Origin of the sequence: Streptomyces sp. URMC 127, from assembly GCF_051386535.1 — a bacterium.
In the GTDB taxonomy this organism is placed as follows: Bacteria; Actinomycetota; Actinomycetes; order Streptomycetales; family Streptomycetaceae; genus Streptomyces.
The window spans coordinates 1-21,500 of record NZ_JBPQTW010000117.1 but is presented as its reverse complement, the minus strand read 5'-3'; the positions used below and the strand labels follow the sequence as shown (position 1 = coordinate 21,500).

The window sequence follows — 21,500 nt, the reverse complement described above, 5'->3', positions numbered from 1 at the left end:
GGGCGCCGCCCCCCCCCCCCCCCCGGCCGGCGGGGGGCGGTGCCGCTGCGTCCGGGGCGGGAACACGCCCGGGGACGTGATCTACTGCTTGTAGCAGCAGCTGGTTACCCGTAGAAAAGTGATCCACCCGCCGTGCGATTGAACGAGCTCGACGAACGCATCGTGCATGCCCTGGCCGAGGACGCCAGGCGCTCCTACGCCGACATCGGCGCGGAGGTCGGCCTGTCCGCGCCGGCCGTGAAGCGGCGCGTGGACAGGCTGCGCGCCGAGGGTGCCATCACCGGTTTCACCGTCCGCGTGGACCCCGCGGCGCTCGGCTGGGAGACCGAGGGCTTCATCGAGATCTACTGCCGCCGCAACACCTCGCCGGAGGCCATCCACCGCGGCCTCTCGCGCTACCCGGAGGTCGCCTCGGCGTCCACCGTCACCGGCGAGGCGGACGCCCTCGTGCAGGTCTTCGCCTCCGACATGCGCCACTTCGAGCGGGTGCTGGAGCGCATCGCGGGGGAGCCGTTCGTCGAGCGCACCAAGTCGGTGCTCGTGCTCTCGCCGCTGCTGCGCCGCTTCAGCTCCGGCGCGCCCTCCTGACCCGGCCGTGCGCAAGGAGGGGGCCGGCGACCGGCCCGCACCGATAGCCCCGGCCGGCTGGCCGGCCAAGGCCGACCTGAACCTGCTCGTGGCCCTCGACGCCCTGCTCGACGAGGAGAGCGTCACGGCCGCCGCCGACCGCCTCGGCCTGTCCGGCCCCGCCATGAGCCGCACCCTCGGCCGCATCCGGCGCGCCCTCGGCGACCCCGTGCTCGTCCGGGCCGGGCGCCGCATGGTGCCCACCCCGCGCGCCCTGGCCATGCGGGGCGAGGTGCGGCGCGTCCTCGCCGACGCCCGCGCCCTCTTCACCGCCTCGGCGCCCTGCGACCCGGCCGCGCTGGAGCGCACCTTCACCCTCAGCGCCCACGACAGCCAGGTGATGGCCTTCGGCGCCCCGCTCCTCGCCCGCACCGCCCGCGAGGCCCCCGGCGTCACCCTCCGCTTCCTCGCCGAGGGCGCCACGGGCGTGCCCTCCCTGCGCGACGGCGCCCTCGACCTGGAGATCGGCGTCATCGACCGCAGCGAACCCGAGATCCGCGTCGAACCGCTCCTGACGGACCGCATGGTCGGCGTCGTCCGGGCCGGCCACCCGCTCCTCGACGGGCCCGTCACCTTGCGCCGGTTCGCCGCTGCGGGCCATCTCCTGGACACCCGGCGCGGCCGCCTGTCCGGGCCCGTCGACGAGGCCCTCGCCGCGCACGGCCTGCGCCGCCGGATCGCCGGCACCGCGCCCACGTTCGCCTCGGCCCTCTTCGTCATCGCGGGCAGCGACGCCGTCGGCCTCACCGCGGAGCGGGTCGCCCGGCCGGCCGCGGAGGCCCTCGGACTCGTGACCTTCGAGGTTCCCCTGGACCTGCCGCTCCTGCACTTCTCCATGGCCTGGCACCCCCGCCACGAGGAGGACAACGGACACCGCTGGCTGCGGGACGTCGTCCGCGACACGGTGCGGGCGACGGGCTGAGCCCACCAGGGCGCACGGTGGGTCCGGCACCGCCGGGCCGCGCCGCGGTGGTCGCTCGCTGCTGCGGCGGGGAAGCGGGTGCGACCCGCACCGTGAAGGGCCTCGCCCTTCATCATCCGCCGCGACGGCGATCAACCCCCACGGCGCAGTCCGGCGGTGCCGAACACGCCTCAGGGCCGGACCCGCCGTACCCCCCGGTAGGGTCCGCGCAACGAATCGCGCCGAAACCCCGGAAAGGCGCAACGAATCACTCACCCGCACGCAATGGACGCGCCTTGTCCGGCCCGGACGGCGGACCGTACCGTCAAGGCGTCTTAACGCACGCCCCTCGCAGGGGCACTCGTTAGCCCCCTCCGACCAGGTGAAGTGAGGCCGCATGACGCCGCCGCGTATCGCGCTGTACCAGGGCCCCGCCGGTGTCCCCTCCTCCGCCTCGGACAGCCTCGCCGCCCTCGACGCCGCCGCCCGCCGGGCCGCCGCCGCGGGAGCCCGGCTGCTGCTCACCAGCGAGCTGTTCCTCACCGGCTACGCCCTCGGCCCGGCCGTCGCCGACCGCGCCGAGACCGCCGACGGCCCCGGCGCCCGCGCCGTCGCCCGCATCGCCGCCGAGCACGGCCTGGCCGTCGCCTACGGCTACCCCGAGCGCGACGCGGACGACCCGGCCGTCGTCTACAACGCCCTGCAGCTGATCTCCCCCGACGGCGCCCGGCTCGCGAACTACCGCAAGACCCACCTCTTCGGCGCGTACGAGACGGCCCACTTCCGGCCCGGCACCGACGCCGTCGTCCAGGCGGACTTCGCGGGCCTCCGCCTCGGCCTGCTGATCTGCTACGACGTCGAGTTCCCGGAGCCCGTGCGGGCCCACGCCCTGGCCGGCACCGAGCTGCTGCTCGCGCCCACCGCGCTGATGCGCCCGTACGAGATCGTGCCGCAGAGCGTGGTCCCGGTGCGCGCGTGGGAGAGCCAGCTGTACATCGCCTACGCCAACCGCTGTGGCGACGAAGGGGAGTTCTCCTTCGCCGGCCTCAGCTGCCTCGCCGCCCCCGACGGGACCGTCAGGGCCCGGGCCGGTCACGGCGAGGACCTCATCACCGCCGACGTCGACCCGGCGCTGCTGAAGGCCTCGCGCGCCGAGAACACCTACCTGAGCGACCGGCGGCCGCAGCTGTACACCTCGCTCGCCCGAGCCTGACCGGTCCCGACCCCACCCCGCGGGCATCGGCCAGATACCGGCGACCGAGCACGGCACCGAGGTCGCCGTCATCGGCGGCGGCCTGTCGGGCATCATCACCGCCTACGAGCTGATGAAGATGGGCCTCAAGCCCGTCGTCTACGAGGCCGACAAGATCGGCGGCCGGCTGCGCACCGTCGGCTTCGAGGGCTGCGACCCGTCGCTGACCGCCGAGATGGGCGCGATGCGCTTCCCGCCGAGCTCCACGGCGCTGCAGCACTACATCGACCTGGTCGGCCTGGAGACCAAGCCGTTCCCCAACCCGCTCGCGCCCGCCACCCCGTCCACCGTCGTCGACCTCAAGGGCGAGTCGCACTACGCGCAGACCATCGACGACCTGCCGCCGGTCTACCGCGAGGTCGCCGACGCGTGGAGCGCCTGCCTGGAGGAGGGCGCGGACTTCTCCGACATGAACCGCGCCCTGCGCGAGCGCGACGTGCCGCGCATCCGGGAGATCTGGGCGAAGCTGGTCGAGAAGCTCGACAACCAGACCTTCTACGGCTTCCTGTGCGAGTCGGAGGCGTTCAAGTCCTTCCGGCACCGCGAGATCTTCGGCCAGGTCGGCTTCGGCACGGGCGGCTGGGACACCGACTTCCCCAACTCCATCCTGGAGATCCTGCGGGTCGTCTACACGGAGGCGGACGACCACCACCGCGGCATCGTCGGCGGCAGCCAGCAGCTCCCGCTACGGCTGTGGGAGCGCGAGCCGCAGAAGATGGTCCACTGGGCGCCGGGCACCTCGCTGTCCTCGCTGCACGGCGGCGACCCGCGCCCGGCCGTGACGCGCCTGCACCGCACGGCCGGCAACGGCATCACGGTCACCGACGAGACCGGCGACATCCGCACGTACAAGGCGGCGGTCTTCACCGCCCAGTCGTGGATGCTGCTGTCGAAGATCGCCTGTGACGACTCGCTGTTCCCCATCGACCACTGGACGGCGATGGAGCGCACGCACTACATGGAGTCCTCCAAGCTGTTCGTGCCGGTGGACCGGCCGTTCTGGCTGGACAAGGACGAGGAGACGGGCCGGGACGTCATGTCGATGACGCTCACCGACCGGATGACGCGCGGCACCTACCTCCTGGACGACGGTCCGGACAAGCCGGCCGTCATCTGCCTCTCCTACACCTGGTGCGACGACAGCCTCAAGTGGCTGCCGCTGTCGGCGAACGAGCGCCTGGAGGTCATGCTCAAGTCGCTCGGCGAGATCTACCCCAAGGTCGACATCCGGAAGCACATCATCGGCAACCCGGTCACCGTCTCCTGGGAGAACGAGCCCTACTTCATGGGCGCGTTCAAGGCGAACCTGCCGGGCCACTACCGCTACCAGCGCCGCCTGTTCACCCACTTCATGCAGGACCGCCTGCCGGAGGACAAGCGCGGGCTCTTCCTCGCCGGCGACGACATCTCCTGGACGGCCGGCTGGGCCGAGGGCGCCGTGCAGACCGCGCTCAACGCCGTGTGGGGCGTCATGCACCAGTTCGGCGGCGCGACCGACCCGTCGAACCCCGGTCCCGGCGACCGCTACGACGAGCTCGCGCCCGTCGAGCTCCCGGAGGACTGAGCCCCTCCTCCGTCCGGTCTTCCCGGACGCCCGGCCCGGATTTCCCGCCCGGACTTCCGGGCCTCCCCTGACCGAGGCCCCCGGCCCCCCAGCCGGGGGCCTCACCCCAAGGGCGTGAGCAGGCAGCGCCCGACCAGCCCGACGCTCGCGTCGATCCGTCCGGTCAGCTCCTCGGCCACGTCGGGCAGCCCGCGCACCGCCCACAGCGCGCGGAACGATGCCCACGCCCCGCGCCGCGCCGCCTGCAGCGACCACGAACCCGCCAGGTGCGTCAGCGGATCGGCGACGTCCAGCAGATCCGGGCCGGGCATGAGGTCCTCCCGGATCCGCTCCTCCATGGCCACCAGCAGGGCACCGACCCGGTCGAAGTCCGCCTCCAGCACGTACGGCTGGACGCGCAGCGACCGGCAGGTGTCGACGAGGGCCAGCGCGAGGTCGTGCCCGATGTGGGCGTTGATTCCCGCGAGTGCGAACTGCAGCGGCCGGACGGCCGGGTGGCCGCGCAGCTGGAACAGCGGCCGCCAGCACGCCGGCGGCCGGCGGCCCGCCGCCACGTGGTCGACGGCGGCCAGATACCGCGCCGCGAACCGCACGACGAGCTCCGTGGCCGCCGCGCCCTCCCGGAACCCGCCGGCCTCCGCCTGCTCCGCGACCCGCTGCGTGACCGACAGATACACGCGGTTGAAGACATGCACCCCGTCCCGCGGGGGGAGTGCCCCGTCCAGCATCCGCATCTGCGCCAGCACGTCCTCGATCCCGGCCGGCGCCGCGGGCTTCGCCCAAGTCAGCGTCATGCACACAGAGTGACATGTGGATACGCAGAGTAGGGGGTCGCGTGCGGTAGTTGACCGGAACGGATGAACGGGCAGGACCTCCCGGCATATGCGCGCAGGTCGGCGAAGCCGTACCCCCGCGCCCGCGCACCTGCGATGATCCGCGGAAGCGCCTCCGCGTCGAGGACCGGGCCACCGTCGTCGCTGCCCACGTGCATCTGGATGACGGCGCCCGGCCTCAGCGCCTCCAGCGCCCGCCGGACGGCCTCACCGGCCGTCATCCCGCGCGAGGCACCGACGTAGCCCTTGGTGTCGGTGGTGAATTCGAGGTCCGCGAATCCCAGCGAGTTGACCACCGCGATCTGCTGCGGGGGCGCCTCGCTGTAGGGGAAGCGGAAGAACGGCAGCGGCTCCACGCCCCCGGCCCGCCGGATCGCCCGGTCCGCGCGCAGCACCTCCGCAGCCGCCTCTCCCGGGTCCAGCCGCTCGAAGTGCGGGTGACTGTACGAATGGTTGCCGAGCCCGAACCCGCCCTCCGCCATGGCCCGTACGGCGCGGGGGTGCCGGTCGGCGAAGTCCCCGGTGGGAAAGAACGCCGCGGGCACCTTCTCCCGCCGGAGCGTCGCCAGGACGTCCCCGATCCAGGCCTCGTCCCACGCGGCGTTGAACGTCAGCGCGACGACGGGGCGTTCGGTCGGCAGGAGCCTGACCTCTTTGCCGAAGAGATCGGAGACGGGGGAGGGGGCGGCGGCGCGGGAGGGGAGAGCGGCGAGAGCGAGGGCCGGGGCGAGGAGCAGCGTGACGAGCAGAGCCTTGAGGGCAGCGGATGCGGTGAGTGGTCTCATGCCCCGTCAACGCCGCGGGGGCGGCCGGCGGCACGTTCGGCCGCCCGGCGGTACAGCACGACGGCCTCGTCCCCGCGGCCGAGCTGTTCCAGGCAGTGGGCCTCGTCGTTGAGGCTGGCGAGCGTGTCCGGATGAGCAGGGCCGAGGGCCTCCTCGCGGCCCTCCGCCACCTGCCGGTACGAGTCCAGCGCTTCCTCCCACCGGCCCAGCCAGCCCAGGGCCACGGCGATCTCCCGGTGACTGACGAGTGTGTCGGGGTGGTCCGGGCCGAGGACGCGTTCCCGGTCGGCACACACCGCACGCGCCTCGGTCAGGGCTTCCTCCCACCGGCCGAGCCGGCCGAGGTTGACGCAGCGGCCGTGCCGGGCCCGTAAGGTCTCCGGATCGTCAGGGCCTTGGACGCGTGTACGGTCCTCAACGAGGGCGTAGTAGACCTCGAGGGCCTGCGCGCTGCGTCCCAGGCGACCGAGGCAGATGCCCACCTCGTAGCGGGCGGCGAGCGTGTCGGGGTGATCGGGGCCCAGCGCCCGGACGCGGGCGCCGGACACGTCGCGGTACGTCGACAGGGCCTCCTCCCACCGGCCGAGCTGCCCCAGGGCGTAGGCGGTCTCGTACAGCGTGGTCAGGGTGTCGGGATGCTCCACGCCGAGCCTGCGGGACCGGGCCTCGGCCACCTCGCACGCCATGCGGTACGCCTCCTCCCAGCGTCCCAGCCGGCCGAGGCTGAAGGCGAGGTTGTGGCGGCAGCGCAGCGTGTCGGGGTGCTCGGCGCCCATCGTGCGCTCCCGGGCGCCTAGCACCTCCGTGTACACCTGGTAGGCCTCGAAGTGCCGCCCGAGCCGCCCGAGGACGTACCCCATCTCCTGGCGGGCGGCGAGGCTGTCGGGGTGTTCGGGACCGAGCACCCGGGCGCGGGCGCCGGCGACCTGCCCGAAGAAACCCAGTGCGTCGGCATGACGGCCCAGCCTGGACAAGGCGAAGGCGACCTCGTAGCGGCTCGCCAGCGTGTCGGGGTGGTCCGGGCCGAGCACTCCCTCGCGGGCTGCCGCGACGCGCCGGTGCGTGCCGAGTGCCGCGCTCCACAAGCCCTGTTGCCCGAGATGGAGCGCGAGTTCGTGGCTTTCCTCAAGGAGAGCGAGCAGCTCCTGCGAGCCGATGGCGGGATGCTGCGGCGCACTCAGCACCCGGGACGCCACGTCCGGCGACATGAGCTCCTCGCGGGGATGCCACTCGTCGCCGACGGCCGTGCGCACCAGGGTGAGCTGGGATCCGTAGCCGATCGGGACGCCGTCGGAGCCCTGCATACGGCGGCATGCCTTCAAAGCCCCCTTCAGCAGCAGAGCGGTGGGATGCTCCGCCCCGACTCCGGCCGTGGTGACGCGATCAGCCGCGTTGAGGGCCCGCGCGGCACGCTCCAGCTGACCGGGCGACTCCGTGGCCCTCGCCAGGTCGAGTTCGGCGCACGCATGGTTCGTCAGCGCGGTGATCGTGAGGGGGTGGCGGTCACCGAAGCACGCCGAGGCCCGTACCGCCGCCTCCTCCAGCGCCCGCACCGCGTGCTCCAGCCGTGACACGTCTTCCGCTCGCCGCGCCGTCTCGAACTCGGCGCAGGCCAGGTCGATCACGGCGGTCACGGTCTGCGGGTGGTGGGCGCCCAGTTCGGCGGCGGCCCGCGCCGCCACAGTGGCCAGTACGTCGGTGACCTGCGCCATGCGCTCCCGGGCGTTCAGCGACCGCGCCCATTCGAACTCCACGGCCGCCCGGAGGACGAGCGCCGAAATCTCCGCAGAGCGCTGTGACTCCGGCGCGCCGCGCCACTCCCGGTCGGCCTCGCGCACGTCTTCGGCCACTCGGCTCAGTTGCACGGGGTCGTTGCTCCAGCGGGCGAGCGCCAGGTCGACGGAGCTGAGCAGGCGGCGCACCTCGTGGTCGTCATGCCCGTCGAGTGCGAGCCGCGCGAGCCCGACGACGCTCTCGGCCTTCTCGAAGTCACCGGCCCGGGCGTGGACGGCGGCGAGGTTCGCGAGCGTCTCGGCTTGTACGTGCTGCTCGGCGTCGCACCTCCGGGCGGTCTCCAGGGCGCGACGCGCCCTTCCCAGCTCACCCAGGTCGACCATTCTCGCCGCCAGCTTGTTCAGCGCCTCGGCCTTGGCGGAGCTGCCGAGAGCCGGGGAGGTGGAGACGCCGAGCACAGCGGTGTCGAGAATCCCGAAGGCGATCCGGTGCCACCCCAGCGCGAGGAGCAGCGCCGACAGGTAGCAGACGTCCTCGACGGTGCCGGGATGCCTCAAGCTGCGGACCATGGCCTTTTTAGCCACCTCAGGCACCGCATGCGCATCAATCCGGCCGGTCAAGGCATCCTCCGCCCGCGCGATCGCCTCCCGCAGCGCATCCGTCACGTCGCCTCACCCCCCAGCGCCAAATCGATGACGTTCTTCGCGACATGCACCTGCAACCCGGCGACCTGCCCCGGATCGATGAGGCCCCGCTCCGACCACTCCTTGAGCGCGCTCAGCAGCGCCTCGCCCTTGGCGACCGCCGCGTCGACGGAGACGGGAGCGGGTGCCGCCTCGGAAGCCGGAGCGCCGGCCACCGGAACCGCCACCGGCGGCGCAGCCACCACCCCTCTCGTAGCGGACTGCTCTTCCTCTCGTCCCGCCCCTTCCGCCCTGCTCGCCGGCGGCTCCAGCGCTCGCAGCAGGTGGTCCGTACGGAAGTGGGGGAAGCGGTTCATCACCTCCCGGAGCGGCACGGCGAACAGCACGTTCGCCGCCCGCTCGGGTGCCTGCCGGTCCGGGTACTGCTCGATCAGGACGCCGAGCAGGGCCGGTTCGTACGCGAACGTGCTCTCCCGCTCGACCGGCCCGCCCGAGTAGCCCGAGTAGTCGCCCAGGGTCTGCTCCGCCAGGAGCTGGATGGCCTGGATGCGCCCGCCGCCCACGCACGTGTAGTCGACGGAGTGCTCGTCCACGTGCCCGCTCAGGTGGGGGTCGCTCAGCGAAGGCCGGTGCAGTCCGCGCCAGCGGTCGCCGCGGCGGGGGAGGTCTCCGACGGGCAGGGCCGGCGGCACCAGCTCCGGTTCGAGGACCTCGATGAGGGCGAGGTCGGCCTCTTCGACGCGCCGGCAGACCCGCCCTCCGACCGCGGTGCCGTCGCCGAGGTGCACGCTGACGCGCTCCTCGTCACCTCTCAGGTACCGCAGGCAGTGATTCGCCGTCAGCACGAAGCACCGCGTGAGCAGGAGCCCCGCGCCCAGCGACCTGTCCGCCTGGAACAGGTCGACCGCGTAACCGGATCCGGGCACCGCAGGCCCCTCAGGCGCGTTCCACCGTCAGCGTCACTTCGAAGGACGCCTCCGCGGACGCCTTCGAGAGGATCACCCCGGCCTCGGCCGCGAGCGTCACCCCGAAGGTGACCTGCAGGCTGCCGACCCGCCAGCCGTCGCGCTCCTGCAGCCGGTCCAGGGAGCCCTGGGCGATCGCGGAGGCGGAGGCGATCGCCTGCTGCAGTTCCTCCGACCGCTCCTCCAGCGAGGACGTGCGGCGCACCCGGCTGCTGATCTGCCGGGATCCCTGCCCGTCCAGCTCCACCGTCTCCACACGGACCAACGGCTCGGGCATGGGCGACTCCCCCGATTCCTCCATGAGCTTCACCGGCCGTGACGCGGCGGCGGTTTCAGCGTAGCCACGCGTGGCCCGCGCGGCAGGGGAATCGGGGGAGTGCCCGGGGGTACGGGCCCGCTCAGCTCGCCAGCACCTCGGTGCGCTCGCGGGAGCCGCGGGGGTCCGCCACGCGCGCCGGCTGCGCCGCCGGGACTTCCCGGTGCGCCGGGTCCCGCACCTCGCCGACGAGTTTCTCCAGGACGTCCTCCAGGGCCACCAGGCCCAGCATCCGGCCCGACGCGTCCGTGACCGCGGCCATGTGGGCGGCGGCCCGGCGCATGACCGACAGGGCGTCGTCCAGCGGGAGTTCGGCCCGGACGGTCTCGATCCGGCGCCAGACCCGCTGGGGCACCGCACGCTCGCGGCCCTCCAGGTCCAGGACGTCCTTGACGTGCAGGTAGCCCATGACCGCGCCGCCCGGCGCGCACACCGGGAAGCGGGAGTAGCCGGTCCGCACCGTCAGCTCCTCGATCTGGCGGGGCGTGACGGACGGATCGACCGTGACCAGCGAGGCCGGGTCGAGGAGGACGTCGGTGACCGGGCGGCTGCCCAGCTCCAGCGCGTCCTCCAGGCGCTCCTGCTCGGCCTGCTCCAGCAGACCCGCCTGGCGCGAGTCCGCCACCAGGTGCGTCAGCTGCTCGCTGGTGAAGACGGCCTCCACCTCGTCCTTGGGCTCGACGCGGAAGAGCCGCAGCACGCCGTGCGCGCACGCGCCCAGCAGCCGCGTGACCGGCTTGCACACCCGGGCGAACGCCACCAGCCCCGGCCCCAGCCACAGCGCCGCCCGGTCGGGCGCCGACATGGCCAGGTTCTTCGGCACCATCTCGCCGATCACCAGGTGCAGGAAGACCACGACCGCGAGCGCGATGACGTACCCCAGCGGGTGGATGAGCCCCGCGGGCATCCGCACCGCCTCGAACACCGGCTCCAGCAGCGCCGCAACCGTCGGCTCGGCGACCGCGCCGAGCGTCAGCGAGCAGACGGTGATGCCGAACTGCGCGGCGGCCATCATCTGCGGCAGGTTCTCCAGGCCGGTGAGGACCGTACGGGCGCGCGCCGAGCCCTCGGCCGCCTTCGGCTCGATCTGGCTGCGGCGCACGGACACCAGCGCGAACTCGGCGCCCACGAAGAAGCCGTTGGCGAGCACCAGCAGCGCCGCGAAGAGGAGTTGCAGCACGCTCATCGCGCCTCACCCCTGCCCGCGGAGGTGCGCACGAAGCGCACCCGCTCGGCCCGGTGGTGGGCCACCCGGCGCACCGAGATCCGCCATCCGGGCAGCTCGGCGGTGTCGCCCGCCGCCGGGATGCGGCCCAGCAGGTCCGCGACGAGGCCCGCGACGGTCTCGTACGGCCCGTCCGGCGCCTCCAGGCCCATGCGGAGCAGGGCGTCGACCCGGCAGCCGCCGTCGGCCTCCCACGCCGTCCGCCCGTCCTCGCACGCCACGGGTACGAGGCCCGGCCGGTCGGCGTCCTCGTCGTCGTGCTCGTCGCGGACCTCGCCGACGAGCTCCTCGACGATGTCCTCCAGGGTCACCACGCCCGCCGTGCCGCCGTACTCGTCGACGACCACGGCGATCGGCTGCTCGCTGCGCAGCCGCTCCAGCAGCGGCTGCACCGGCAGCGTCTCCGGCACGAGCACCGGAGGGACGGCGATCCGCCCGACCGGCGTGCGCAGCCGCTCGCCGGACGGGACGGCCAGGGCGGCCTTGAGGTGCACCATGCCGACGATGTCGTCCAGGCGCTCCCGGTAGACCGGGAAGCGCGAGAGCCCCGTGGCACGGGTGAGGTTGAGGACGTCCTCGGCGGTCGCCGAGGACTGCAGGGCGCTGACCTTCACGCGGGGCGTCATCACGTGCTGCGCGGTGAGGTCGCCCAGGGAGAGGGTGCGGACGAACAGGTCCGCGGTGTCCTGTTCCAGGGCGCCGGCGCGCGCCGAGTGCCGGGCCAGGGAGACGAGTTCGCCGGGGGTGCGGGCCGAGGCCAGCTCCTCGGCGGGTTCGACGCCGAGCGCCCGGACGAGCCGGTTGGCGACCGCGTTCAGCAGGGTGATCACGGGCCGGAAGAGGTGGGCGAAGGCGTGCTGCGGGCCGGCGACGAACCGCGCGACCTGCAGGGGCCGGGAGACCGCCCAGTTCTTGGGCACCAGCTCGCCGATGACCATCTGCACCGCCGACGCCACCAGCATGCCGGTCACGACCGCCACGCCGGGCGCGGCTCCGCCGGGCAGGCCCGTGGCGGCGAGCGGCCCGGTGAGCAGGTGCCCCAGGGCCGGCTCGGCCAGCATGCCGACCACCAAGGAGGTGATGGTGATGCCGAGTTGGGTCCCGGAGAGCTGGAAGGAGAGCTCGCGCAGGGAGGCGACGACGGTGCGGGCCCGGCGGTCGCCGCCGGCCGCGGCCCGTTCGGCCTCCGGCTTCTCGACGGTCACCAGGCCGAACTCGGCGGCGACGAAGAAGCCGTTCGCCAGGATGAGGAGGAGGGCTGCCGCGAGCAGCAGCAGGGACACGGTGACGCTCATGCCGCCGCCTCCACGGGGTGGGCGGCGGCGCGGGTACTACAGGACGATCCGTCCATTGCCGGAGGGAGTCACTCCTCGGGTCGCAGGTGTCCCGCGGGCCGTTCGGGTGCCACGGCCGGTTCCTCGTGCGGGACGGGGCACGTATGTGCCCGTGGCACCAGAGTAATCAAGGAAGCGCATTCACCGCCGGGCCCCGCCCGCCGCCGGACAGGTGGCGGACGGGCGCCGGACGGACGGCGGTCAGGTGCCGGAGCGCCCCGTGCCGTGCTCCTCCACCAGGGCCCGCAGCGCCCGGGCGTTGGCGATGGCCTGGTCCTTGGCGATGCCGGGCTGGATGCCCATGGCGGGCAGGCTCGTGCCGTCGGCCAGGTCGAGGTGGACCCACGCGTCGCCCGGGCGCAGGGTGACCCGGACGATCTGCGCCCACGCGAGGCGCCGCTTGGTGGTCAGGTTCACCACCGTCACCCCGTCCTGCGCGGCGACCACCTTGGGCCGGCTGAGCAGCGCGAGGAAGGCGAACACCAGCAGGCCGGTGCCGATGAAGGAGGCCCGGTCCCCGGCCGTCGCCGTGTCGAGCAGGAAGGACACCGCCGTGAGGACGGCGAGCAGGGCGGTGCCCAGGCTCATCAGCACGACCCGGGTGAGGGTCGGGCGGAAGGTGACCGGAAGCGCGGGCGCGCCGGACGGGGATGCGGGCGTGGACACGTCGCTGAGTGCTCTCGCTGGAGGGGTACGGGCCGGGCCGGTCAGAGGCGGCAGGCGTGGATGTTGGTGGTGAGGATGGCGCGGGCGCCCAGGGCGTACAGCTCGTCCATGATGCGCTGGGCGTCGCTGGACGGGACCATGGAGCGGACCGCGACCCAGCCCTCGTGGTGCAGCGGGGAGACGGTCGGCGACTCCAGGCCGGGGGTGAGGGCGACGGCGCGCTCGACGTGCTCGACGCGGATGTCGTAGTCCATCATCACGTAGCGGCGGGCGACGAGGACGCCCTGCATGCGGCGGAGGAACTGCTGGACCTTCGGGTCGTCGCCCGGCGCGCCGGCGCGGCGGATGACGACGGCCTCGGACTCCAGGATCGGCTCGCCGATGATCTCCAGGCCGGCGTTGCGCAGGGTGGTGCCGGTCTCCACGACGTCCGCGATGATCTCGGCGACGCCGAGCTGGATGGCCGTCTCGACCGCGCCGTCGAGGTGGACGACGGCGGCGTCCACGCCGTTGTCCGCGAGGTGCTTGGTGACCAGGCCGGCGAAGGACGTGGCCACCGTCATGCCGCCGAACTCGCTGACGTCCTTCGCCGTGCCCGGGCGGGTGGCGTAGCGGAACGTGGACCCGGCGAAGCCGAGCTGCATGATCTCCTCGGCCTGCGAGCCCGAGTCCAGCAGCAGGTCACGGCCGGTGATGCCGATGTCGAGCTTGCCGGAGCCCACGTAGACGGCGATGTCGCGGGGGCGGAGGAAGAAGAACTCGACGTCGTTGGCCGAGTCGACCAGCACGAGCTCCCTGCGGTCCTTGCGCTGGCGGTAGCCGGCCTCATGGAGCATCGCCGACGCAGGCTCGGAGAGAGAACCCTTGTTGGGAACGGCGATGCGCAGCATGAGGTCGGTTTCCTTCGTGCGTTGAGGACGGTGCTGGGGATGTTGCGGGGTGGTGCGGTCGTGCGGTGGGGCTGCTCAGAGGTGGGCGTAGACGTCGTCCAGGGAGATCCCGCGGGCGACCATCATCACCTGAACGTGGTACAGCAGCTGGGAGATCTCCTCGGCGGTGGCCTCGGCGCCCTCGTACTCGGCGGCCATCCACACCTCGGCGGCCTCCTCGACCACCTTCTTGCCGATGGCATGGACGCCCTTGCCCACCAGCTCGGCGGTGCGGGAGACGGCGGGGTCGCCGGTGGCCTTCTGCTGGAGCTCGGCGAAGAGCTCCTCGAACGTCTTCTTGGACATGGTGCGTCCTACCCTACGGGGTCCGCCCCCGCTGTCAGTGCCAGGGCTCCGACACCGAGCGCAGGAGCACCGCCGTCGCGACCGCGGCGGTCACGGCCTCGTGCCCCTTGTCCTCGTTCGAGCCCTCCAGTCCGGCCCGGTCCAGGGCCTGCGCGTCGTCGTCGCACGTGAGGACGCCGAAGCCCACCGGGACCCCGGTCTCCACGGCCACCTGGGTGAGGCCCTGGGTGACGCCCTGGCACACGTAGTCGAAGTGGGGCGTGCCGCCGCGGATGACGACGCCGAGGGCGACGATCGCGTCGTAGCCGCGGCCCGCGAGGGCCTTGGCGGCGACGGGCAGCTCCCAGCTGCCGGGCACCCGCAGCAGCGTGGGCTCGTCGATGCCGAGGTCGTGCAGCGCGCGCAGCGCGCCGTCGACCAGGCCGTCCATGACCTTCTCGTGCCACTGCGCGGCGATCACGGCCACCCGCAGGTCCTGGCAGTTCTTCACACTCAGCTCGGGGGCGCCCTTGCCGCTCACGTTCTCGTCTCCTCGGTCGGTGGGGTGATCACTGGTTGGTGCTGCAGGCGGAGGCGTGCGCGCCGTCCAGCCAGGGCAGGTCGTGGCCCATGCGGTCCCGCTTCGTGCGCAGGTACCGCAGATTGTGCTCCCCGGCCTGGACGGGCACGGGCTCGCGGCCGGTGACGGCGAGTCCGTGGCGGACCAGGGCCGCGCTCTTGTCGGGGTTGTTGGTCATCAGCCGCAGCGAGCGGACGCCGAGGTCGGCGAGGATCTGCGCGCCGGCCGCGTAGTCCCGGCCGTCCGCGGGCAGGCCCAGCTCCAGGTTGGCGTCCAGCGTGTCGCGGCCGTCCTCCTGCAGCTCGTAGGCGCGCAGCTTCGGCAGCAGGCCGATGCCGCGGCCCTCGTGGCCGCGCAGGTAGAGGACCACGCCGCCCTCGGCGGCGACGCGCTCCATGGACGCCTGCAGCTGCGGGCCGCAGTCGCAGCGCAGCGAGCCGAACACGTCGCCCGTGAGGCACTCGGAGTGGACGCGCACGAGCACGTCCTCGCCGTCGCCGAGGTCACCGGCCACCAGGGCGATGTGCTCCACGCCGTCGGCCGTCGAGCGGTAGCCGTGGGCGCGGAAGTCGCCGAAGGCGGTCGGCAGCCGGGTGACGGCCTCGCGGCGCACACCGGGCGCGGCGGGAGCCGCGGGCGCCTCGGCGGCGGCCGCTTCCGTCGCGCGGCGGTGGGCGATCAGGTCCTCGATGGAGATGATCGCGAGGCCGTGCTTGCGGGCGAACGGGATCAGCTCGGGCAGCCGCAGCATCGCCCCGTCCTCACCGGCGATCTCCACGATCGCGGCGGCGGGCCGCAGGCCCGCCATCCGGGCGAGGTCGACCCCGGCCTCGGTGTGGCCGTTGCGGGCGAGGACGCCGCCGGGCCGGGCGCGCAGCGGGAAGACGTGACCCGGGCGGACGAAGTCGCCCGGGACGGCGGCCGGGTCGGCGAGCAGCCGGATGGTCGTCGCCCGGTCGGCGGCCGAGATGCCCGTGTCCGTGCCGTGCGCGGGGGAGGCGTCGACGGAGACGGTGAAGGCGGTCCGCATCGACTCGGTGTTGTCCGCGACCATCTGCGGCAGGTCGAGGCGCCGGGTGTCGTCCTCCTCCAGCGGTACGCAGATCAGCCCGCGGCACTCGCTCATCATGAAGGCGACGATCTCGGTGGTGACCTTCTCCGCGGCGACGACGAGGTCGCCCTCGTTCTCCCGGTTCTCGTCGTCCACGACGACGACGGGCCGGCCGGCGGCGATGTCGGCCACGGCCCGCTCGACGGAGTCGAGGACGAACTCGCCGACGGGGGCGAAGGTGTCGAGGACGGTCATGCTGCTGCTCCTTCCAAGGCGGCGGTGCTCGTGCGGGAGCGCAGCCACCAGTCGCGCATGCCCCACAGGACGAGGGCGAGGTAGAAGACGTAGACCAGGCCGGAGAAGGCGAGACCGCTGCTGAAGGCGAGCGGGACGCCCACGACGTCGACCAGCAGCCAGGCCACCCAGAACTCGATCAGCCCGCGGGCCTGGGCGACCATCGCCGCGAGCGTGCCGACGAAGATGTACGCGTCCGGCCAGGGGTTCCAGGACAGCTCCGGCACGGCCGTGAACAGGCTGCCGACGGCGAGCGTGCCGAGCGCCGTGCCGGCCAGCAGCGCCCCGCGCTCGCGCCAGGTCGCGAAGCGGACGGCGACGGAGCCGTCCTGCGCCTCCTGCCTGCCGCGGTGCCACTGCCGCCAGCCCCACGCGGCGACGCCGATGACGAGGAGCTGCTTGCCGACCCCGCCGCTCAGCTGCGCCGAGAGGTACGCGGCGACGAGGATGACGCCCGAGAGGAACTGCGCCGGCCAGGTCCATATGGAGCGCCGCCAGCCGAGGGCGAGGGCGACGAGCCCGATGCTGTTGCCGATCAGGTCGGACCAGATGACGTGCTGTCCGAAGACGCTGAACGCCTCGGTGGTGAGCCAGGTCAGGGCGCTCATGCGACGGGCCCCCCGGCCTGGCCGGCGCCGCCGCCGAGCAGCCGCTCGACGTACTTGGCGAGGACGTCGACCTCCAGGTTGACGAGGTCGCCGGGCTGCTTGATGCCGAGCGTCGTCAGTTCGAGGGTGGTGGGGATGAGGCTGACGGTGAAGAAGTCGCTCCCGGCCTCGACCACGGTGAGGCTGATGCCGTCGACGGTGATGGAGCCCTTGTCGACGACGTAGCGGGAGAGCTCCTCCGGCAGGCCGATCTTCACGATCTCCCAGTGCTCGCCGGGGATCCGCTCCAGCACGGTGCCCGTGCCGTCGACGTGGCCCTGGACCAGGTGGCCGCCGAGGCGCCCGCCGAGCGCCATGGGGCGCTCCAGGTTGACGCGCGAGCCGGGGACGAGGGCGCCGAGGCTGGAGCGCTTGAGGGACTCGGCCATCACGTCCGCGGTGAACTCGCCGCCGGCGGTTTCCACGACGGTGAGGCACACGCCGTTGACGGCGATCGAGTCGCCGTGCTTGGCGCCCTCGGTGACGATCGGGCCGCGGAGCCGGAACAGGGAGCTGTCGCCGAGGTTCTCGACGGAGACGACCTCGCCCAGTTCTTCGACGATTCCGGTGAACACTGTCAGTTCTCCTCAGGGGCGGTGGCGGAAGCGGTGGGGACTGCGGTGACGCGCAGGTCGGGACCGAGCCGGGCGACGTCGGTCACCTCCAGGCGCAGGGCCGCGGCGATGGTGCCCACGCCGGCGTCGCCGAGGGCGGCGGGGCCGGCGCCGAGCAGCGCGGGAGCGAGATAGCCGACGACGCGGTCGACGGCGCCGGCGGCGAGGAACGAGCCGGCGAGGGCGGGGCCGCCCTCCAGCAGGACGGAACGGACCCCGCGGCCGTAGAGCTCGGCGAGCAGCGCGTGCACGTCGAGCCCGCGGCCGGAGGCGGCACGGGGGAGGCGGACGACGTCCACGCCCGGCAGGTGGCCGGTGTCCGCGTCCTCGCCGACGGCGATCAGGGTCGGCGCCGCGTCGTCGAGGACGCGCGCGCCGGGCCGTACGGAGGCGTGGGTGTCGACGACGACGCGCAGCGGCTGCACCGCCCCGTCGCGGTCGCGGACGGCGAGGTGCGGGTCGTCGGCGCGCAGGGTGCCGGAGCCGGCCACGACCGCGTCGGCCTCGGCGCGCAGCCGGTGGACGTCGGCGCGCGAGGCGGCCGAGGTGATCCAGCGGCTGGTGCCGTCGGCCGCCGCGCTGCGCCCGTCGAGCGTGGCGGCGTACTTCCACAGCACGAAGGGGCGCCCGCGGCGGACCGAGGTGAGCCAGGCGGCGTTGCCCGCGGCGGCCTCGTCCGCGAGGAGGCCGCCTTCCGTGCTGATGCCGGCGGCGGCCAGGGTGGCGGCGCCGCCGGTGGCGGTGTCGGTGGGGTCGGCGACGGCGTAGACGACGCGGCTGATGCCGGCGTCGATCAGGGCCTGAGCGCAGGGGCCCGTGCGGCCGGTGTGGTTGCAGGGTTCGAGGGTGACGACGGCGGTGCCGCCGCGCACGTCGTGGCCCGCGGCGGAGGCCGCGGCGAGCGCCTCGGCCTCGGCGTGCGGGCCGCCGGCGCGGCGGTGCCAGCCCTCGCCCAGGACGGTGCCCGCGGGGCTGAGGATCACGCAGCCGACGACGGGATTGGGGCTCGTCGCGCCAAGGGCGCGAGCGGCGAGCGCAACGGCGCGTCGCATCGCGTCTGCTTCGGTCGCGGTGGCCACCGGGTCCTCCTGCCTCTTCGGGCACGGACTCCGGGGCTGTCGTACGGGACGACGAGAAAGCGGGTACACCACACCGGGGGACACCACGGCCCCTCGCGGAGCCGTACGAGAGGGGCGCCCGGGAAGGGCGGCCGCCTGCGACGGTGTGCCGATGCGTGCCCGCCGCGCACTGCCTCCCATCCGGACTTTAACCGTCGGTCCAGGAATTTCACCTGGTCAACCGGCCGCTGGCTGCGGACGGGTCGCGGACTGTAACCGCCGGTTCGGACTTTCACCGACCCCGGAGTGCGCTGCGTTTCTTACTGTTCTCAGTTCAGGTCATGCTACATGCGGCCGGCCGGCGGCTTCTCAAAACCGCTGGTCGACGGGTCGAGCGTACGCCCGGCGGCGGCGCGGTGTCCACGGAGATGTGACGCACTGCGCACCGGTCGTGGCAGGGCCCGCGGGGCCGCCGCGATGGAGCCTCCAGCTCCGTTTTCCGGACTTGGTCCATACCTATTGACGCACTGGTCTAGTCCTCTTAACCTCTGCCACACCTCCGAGGAGTACGGCCCGGCGGTGGGCGCACACCGGCGGGCCACAGCACGACGCACACACCCCCCGCCGCCCGGCCGCGCCGGGCCCCCACTGGAGGACCTGATCGTGTTGTTCGGCTTTTTCAGAGAGACGCCGTCCCGGGAGCTGCGGTCCCGGGCGAGATCCCGCACCGATTCCCGCATCGGCTCCCGTACCGGCTCCCGCACCCGCCGCGGGATCACCTTCGCCGCCGCCGGCACGGCCCTGGCCGGGCTGCTGACCGGCACCGTCACAGCCGCGACCTCGCACGCCGAGGATCACGCCTCCTGCCGCCCCGACGGCCTCTACGCCACTCCCGGCGTCGACGTCCCCTACTGTTCGGTCTACGACTCCGCCGGCCGCGAGAAGATGGGCGCCGGCCACCAGCGCCGGGTCATCGGCTACTTCACGGGCTGGCGCACCGGCAAGGACGGCACCCCCGCCTACCTCGTCCCCGACATCCCCTGGGACAAGGTCACCCACCTCAACTACGCCTTCGCGCACGTCGGCCCCGACGACAGGATCTCCGTCGGCGCCGACGGCCCGGGCAACCCCGCGACCGGCATGACCTGGCCGGGCGTCCCCGGTGCCGAAACGGACCCGGACCTGCCCTACAAAGGCCACTTCAACCTGCTGAACAAGTACAAGAAGCAGCACCCGCAGGTGAAGACCCTCATTTCCGTGGGCGGCTGGGCCGAGACCGGCGGCTACATCGACGAGAACGGCAAGCGCGTCGACTCCGGGGGCTTCTACAAGACGGCCACGAACGCCGACGGATCGGTCAACCAGACCGGCATCGACACCTTCGCCGACTCGGCCGTCTCCTTCCTCCGGACATACGGGTTCAACGGCGTCGACATCGACTACGAATACCCGACGTCGATGAAGGACGCCGGGAACCCCAAGGACTGGGCGCTCGCCAACGCCCGGCGCGGCGGACTCAACAAGGGCTACGCGGCCCTCATGAAAACGCTCCGCGAAAAGCTCGACCGGGCCGGCGCGGCCGACGGAAAGCACTACCTCCTCTCCGTCGCCGCCCCCTCCTCCGGATATCTGCTGCGCGGCATGGAGACCTACCAGGCCACGCGGTACCTGGACTACGTGAACGTGATGTCGTACGACCTGCACGGCGCCTGGAACGAATTCGTCGGGCCGAACGCCGCGCTCTACGACGACGGAAAGGACGCCGAACTCGCCAAATGGGGCGTCTACACCACCCCCCAGTACGGCGGAATCGGCTACCTCAACGGCGACTGGGCGTACCACTACTTCCGCGGCGCCCTCCCGCCCGGCCGCATCAACCTCGGCCTGCCGTACTACACGCGCGGCTGGAAGAACGTCACCGGCGGCACGAACGGCCTGTGGGGCACCGCGAAGACCACCTCCTGCCCGGCCGGCTCCGGCCTCACCACCTGCGGCGACGGCGCCGTGGGCATCGACAACCTCTGGCACGACAAGGACGACGACGGCAAGGAGTCCCCGGCCGGCTCCAACCCGATGTGGCACGCGAAGAACCTGGAGAAGGGCGTCGTCGGGGACTACGCCGTCAAGTACGGCTTCCCGGCCGGCACCAGGCTCACCGGCACCTACGCCCGCAACTACGACGCCACGCTCACCGCGCCCTGGCTCTGGAACGCCGAGAAGAAGGTCTTCCTCTCCACCGAGGACGAACAGTCCGTCAAGGCCAAGGCGCAGTACGTCGTCGACAAGGGCCTCGGCGGCACCATGATCTGGGAGCTCGCCGGCGACTACGGCTGGAACGCCGCCAAGGGCCAGTACGAGCCCGGCAGCACCCTCACCACCGCGATGGACGACGCGTTCCGCTCGGCACCCGCCTACGGGGCCCGGCGCGCGACCACCGACCTGCCCGCACAGGCCCTCGACATCGACATCAGCCTCACCGGCTTCCCGCTCGGCGACAGCAACTACCCCATCAACCCGAAGATCCACATCGTCAACCGGACCAAGGCGACCCTCCCCGGCGGCACGGAGTTCCAGTTCGACTACGGCAACTCCGCCCCCGGAAACGCCAAGGACCAGTCCGGCTGGGGCCTCAAGGTCATCCGCAGCGACCACACCGCCGGCAACAACACCGGCGGGCTCAAGGGCGACTACAACCGGGTCTCCGTGAAGCTCCCGGCCTCCCAGCCGCTCGCCCCCGGCGCCTCGGCCGACCTCGACTACGTCTACTACCTGCCCGCCGCGACCCCCTCGAACTGGAGCGTGACCTTCGGCGGGAAGACGTACGCCCTCGCCGGCGACCTGGCCCGCGGCACGACCGTCACCGACCCCGGCGGCACCACCCCCACCCCGACGGGCACGCCGACCGGCACCCCCACGGGCAAGCCGACCGGCGGCACCTGCACCGCCACCCCGTGGGACAAGGCGGCCGTCTACAACGGCGGCGCCACCGTCTCCTGGAAGTCCCGCACCTGGAAGGCCAAGTGGTGGACCCAGGGCGACGAGCCCGGCACCACCGGCGAATGGGGGGTCTGGCAGGACCAGGGCGCCTGCTGACACCCCGGCTGACACCTGGCCCCCCGGCACGGCGAAGACCGCGGCCACGGCGAACCGTGCGCGGCGCAGCCGGCCGTCGTCGGTACGGCCCGGGTCCCGCTCG

The 21,500-nt window shown here is 73.0% G+C and carries 19 protein-coding genes, 1 pseudogene and 1 riboswitch; of the genes and pseudogenes, 5 read left to right on the top strand and 15 right to left on the bottom strand.

Going from position 1 to position 21,500, the window contains the following annotated elements:
- Positions 1 to 132 precede the first annotated feature (132 nt).
- From ACSNOH_RS22005 to ACSNOH_RS21990, 4 genes and pseudogenes are all read left to right on the top strand, one after another.
- Positions 133 to 588 (top strand): Lrp/AsnC family transcriptional regulator, encoded by a 456-nt coding sequence (locus tag ACSNOH_RS22005; protein WP_030365350.1) that lies wholly within the window; start codon positions 133 to 135, stop codon positions 586 to 588.
- 7 nt (positions 589 to 595) lie between these two features.
- Positions 596 to 1,549 carry a LysR family transcriptional regulator gene (locus tag ACSNOH_RS22000; RefSeq protein ID WP_436723132.1) on the top strand — a complete coding sequence of 318 codons (954 nt, stop codon included), beginning with the start codon at positions 596 to 598 and terminating at the stop codon, positions 1,547 to 1,549.
- Positions 1,550 to 1,925: 376 nt separating this feature from the next.
- On the top strand, positions 1,926 to 2,741 hold the full coding sequence (locus tag ACSNOH_RS21995; RefSeq protein ID WP_436723131.1) for a carbon-nitrogen hydrolase family protein: 816 nt from the start codon (positions 1,926 to 1,928) through the stop codon (positions 2,739 to 2,741).
- Positions 2,742 to 2,754: 13 nt separating this feature from the next.
- Positions 2,755 to 4,344: pseudogene (locus ACSNOH_RS21990) on the top strand (flavin monoamine oxidase family protein); the annotation flags it as partial.
- Between the two features lie 101 nt (positions 4,345 to 4,445).
- On the opposite strand, the gene ACSNOH_RS21985 reads toward ACSNOH_RS21990, so the two are convergent.
- The 15 genes from ACSNOH_RS21985 to ribD all read right to left on the bottom strand — a co-directional run bounded on the left by ACSNOH_RS21985 (position 4,446) and on the right by ribD (position 18,325).
- On the bottom strand, positions 4,446 to 5,138 hold the full coding sequence (locus tag ACSNOH_RS21985) for a DUF5995 family protein (protein ID WP_436723130.1): 693 nt from the start codon (positions 5,136 to 5,138) through the stop codon (positions 4,446 to 4,448).
- Positions 5,135 to 5,962 carry a polysaccharide deacetylase family protein gene (locus ACSNOH_RS21980; protein WP_436723129.1) on the bottom strand — a complete coding sequence of 276 codons (828 nt, stop codon included), beginning with the start codon at positions 5,960 to 5,962 and terminating at the stop codon, positions 5,135 to 5,137. The genes ACSNOH_RS21985 and ACSNOH_RS21980 overlap by 4 nt, the downstream gene beginning before the upstream one ends.
- On the bottom strand, positions 5,959 to 8,253 hold the full coding sequence (locus ACSNOH_RS21975) for a tetratricopeptide repeat protein (protein ID WP_436723128.1): 2,295 nt from the start codon (positions 8,251 to 8,253) through the stop codon (positions 5,959 to 5,961). The genes ACSNOH_RS21980 and ACSNOH_RS21975 overlap by 4 nt, the downstream gene beginning before the upstream one ends.
- A 104-nt stretch (positions 8,254 to 8,357) precedes the next feature.
- Positions 8,358 to 9,266, bottom strand: a complete 909-nt coding sequence (locus ACSNOH_RS21970) for a S1 family peptidase (protein WP_436723127.1) — start codon at positions 9,264 to 9,266, stop codon at positions 8,358 to 8,360.
- Between the two features lie 10 nt (positions 9,267 to 9,276).
- Entirely contained in the window at positions 9,277 to 9,582 is a 306-nt protein-coding gene (locus tag ACSNOH_RS21965; RefSeq protein WP_436723126.1) for a CU044_2847 family protein, read from the bottom strand.
- 121 nt (positions 9,583 to 9,703) lie between these two features.
- Complete coding sequence (locus ACSNOH_RS21960) at positions 9,704 to 10,807, bottom strand: hemolysin family protein (protein WP_436723125.1); 1,104 nt, start codon at positions 10,805 to 10,807, stop codon at positions 9,704 to 9,706.
- Positions 10,804 to 12,141, bottom strand: a complete 1,338-nt coding sequence (locus ACSNOH_RS21955) for a hemolysin family protein (protein WP_436723124.1) — start codon at positions 12,139 to 12,141, stop codon at positions 10,804 to 10,806. The genes ACSNOH_RS21960 and ACSNOH_RS21955 overlap by 4 nt, the downstream gene beginning before the upstream one ends.
- Before the next feature lie 240 nt (positions 12,142 to 12,381).
- A complete protein-coding gene (locus tag ACSNOH_RS21950) occupies positions 12,382 to 12,846 on the bottom strand; it encodes a PH domain-containing protein (protein ID WP_436723123.1) in 465 nt (154 codons plus the stop codon).
- Between the two features lie 41 nt (positions 12,847 to 12,887).
- Complete coding sequence (gene hisG, locus ACSNOH_RS21945; RefSeq protein ID WP_436723122.1) at positions 12,888 to 13,736, bottom strand: ATP phosphoribosyltransferase; 849 nt, start codon at positions 13,734 to 13,736, stop codon at positions 12,888 to 12,890.
- A gap of 75 nt (positions 13,737 to 13,811) precedes the next feature.
- Positions 13,812 to 14,081, bottom strand: a complete 270-nt coding sequence (locus ACSNOH_RS21940) for a phosphoribosyl-ATP diphosphatase (protein WP_436723121.1) — start codon at positions 14,079 to 14,081, stop codon at positions 13,812 to 13,814.
- Positions 14,082 to 14,115: 34 nt separating this feature from the next.
- Entirely contained in the window at positions 14,116 to 14,601 is a 486-nt protein-coding gene (gene ribH, locus ACSNOH_RS21935; protein WP_436723120.1) for a 6,7-dimethyl-8-ribityllumazine synthase, read from the bottom strand.
- A 28-nt stretch (positions 14,602 to 14,629) separates the two neighbouring features.
- Positions 14,630 to 15,946, bottom strand: a complete 1,317-nt coding sequence (locus ACSNOH_RS21930) for a bifunctional 3,4-dihydroxy-2-butanone-4-phosphate synthase/GTP cyclohydrolase II (RefSeq protein ID WP_436723119.1) — start codon at positions 15,944 to 15,946, stop codon at positions 14,630 to 14,632.
- Entirely contained in the window at positions 15,943 to 16,593 is a 651-nt protein-coding gene (locus tag ACSNOH_RS21925) for a nicotinamide mononucleotide transporter family protein (protein WP_436723118.1), read from the bottom strand. The genes ACSNOH_RS21930 and ACSNOH_RS21925 overlap by 4 nt, the downstream gene beginning before the upstream one ends.
- A complete protein-coding gene (locus tag ACSNOH_RS21920; protein ID WP_436723117.1) occupies positions 16,590 to 17,207 on the bottom strand; it encodes a riboflavin synthase in 618 nt (205 codons plus the stop codon). The genes ACSNOH_RS21925 and ACSNOH_RS21920 overlap by 4 nt, the downstream gene beginning before the upstream one ends.
- A gap of 2 nt (positions 17,208 to 17,209) precedes the next feature.
- The gene (ribD, locus tag ACSNOH_RS21915; RefSeq protein ID WP_436723116.1) at positions 17,210 to 18,325 is read right to left on the bottom strand and encodes a bifunctional diaminohydroxyphosphoribosylaminopyrimidine deaminase/5-amino-6-(5-phosphoribosylamino)uracil reductase RibD; all 1,116 of its coding nucleotides are present in this window, start codon (positions 18,323 to 18,325) and stop codon (positions 17,210 to 17,212) included.
- 162 nt (positions 18,326 to 18,487) lie between these two features.
- A riboswitch (FMN riboswitch) is annotated at positions 18,488 to 18,618 on the bottom strand.
- A gap of 424 nt (positions 18,619 to 19,042) precedes the next feature.
- On the opposite strand from ribD, the gene ACSNOH_RS21910 reads away from it, so the two are divergent.
- Positions 19,043 to 21,397, top strand: a complete 2,355-nt coding sequence (locus tag ACSNOH_RS21910) for a chitinase C-terminal domain-containing protein (protein ID WP_436723133.1) — start codon at positions 19,043 to 19,045, stop codon at positions 21,395 to 21,397.
- The last annotated feature ends 103 nt before the right edge of the window (positions 21,398 to 21,500 follow it).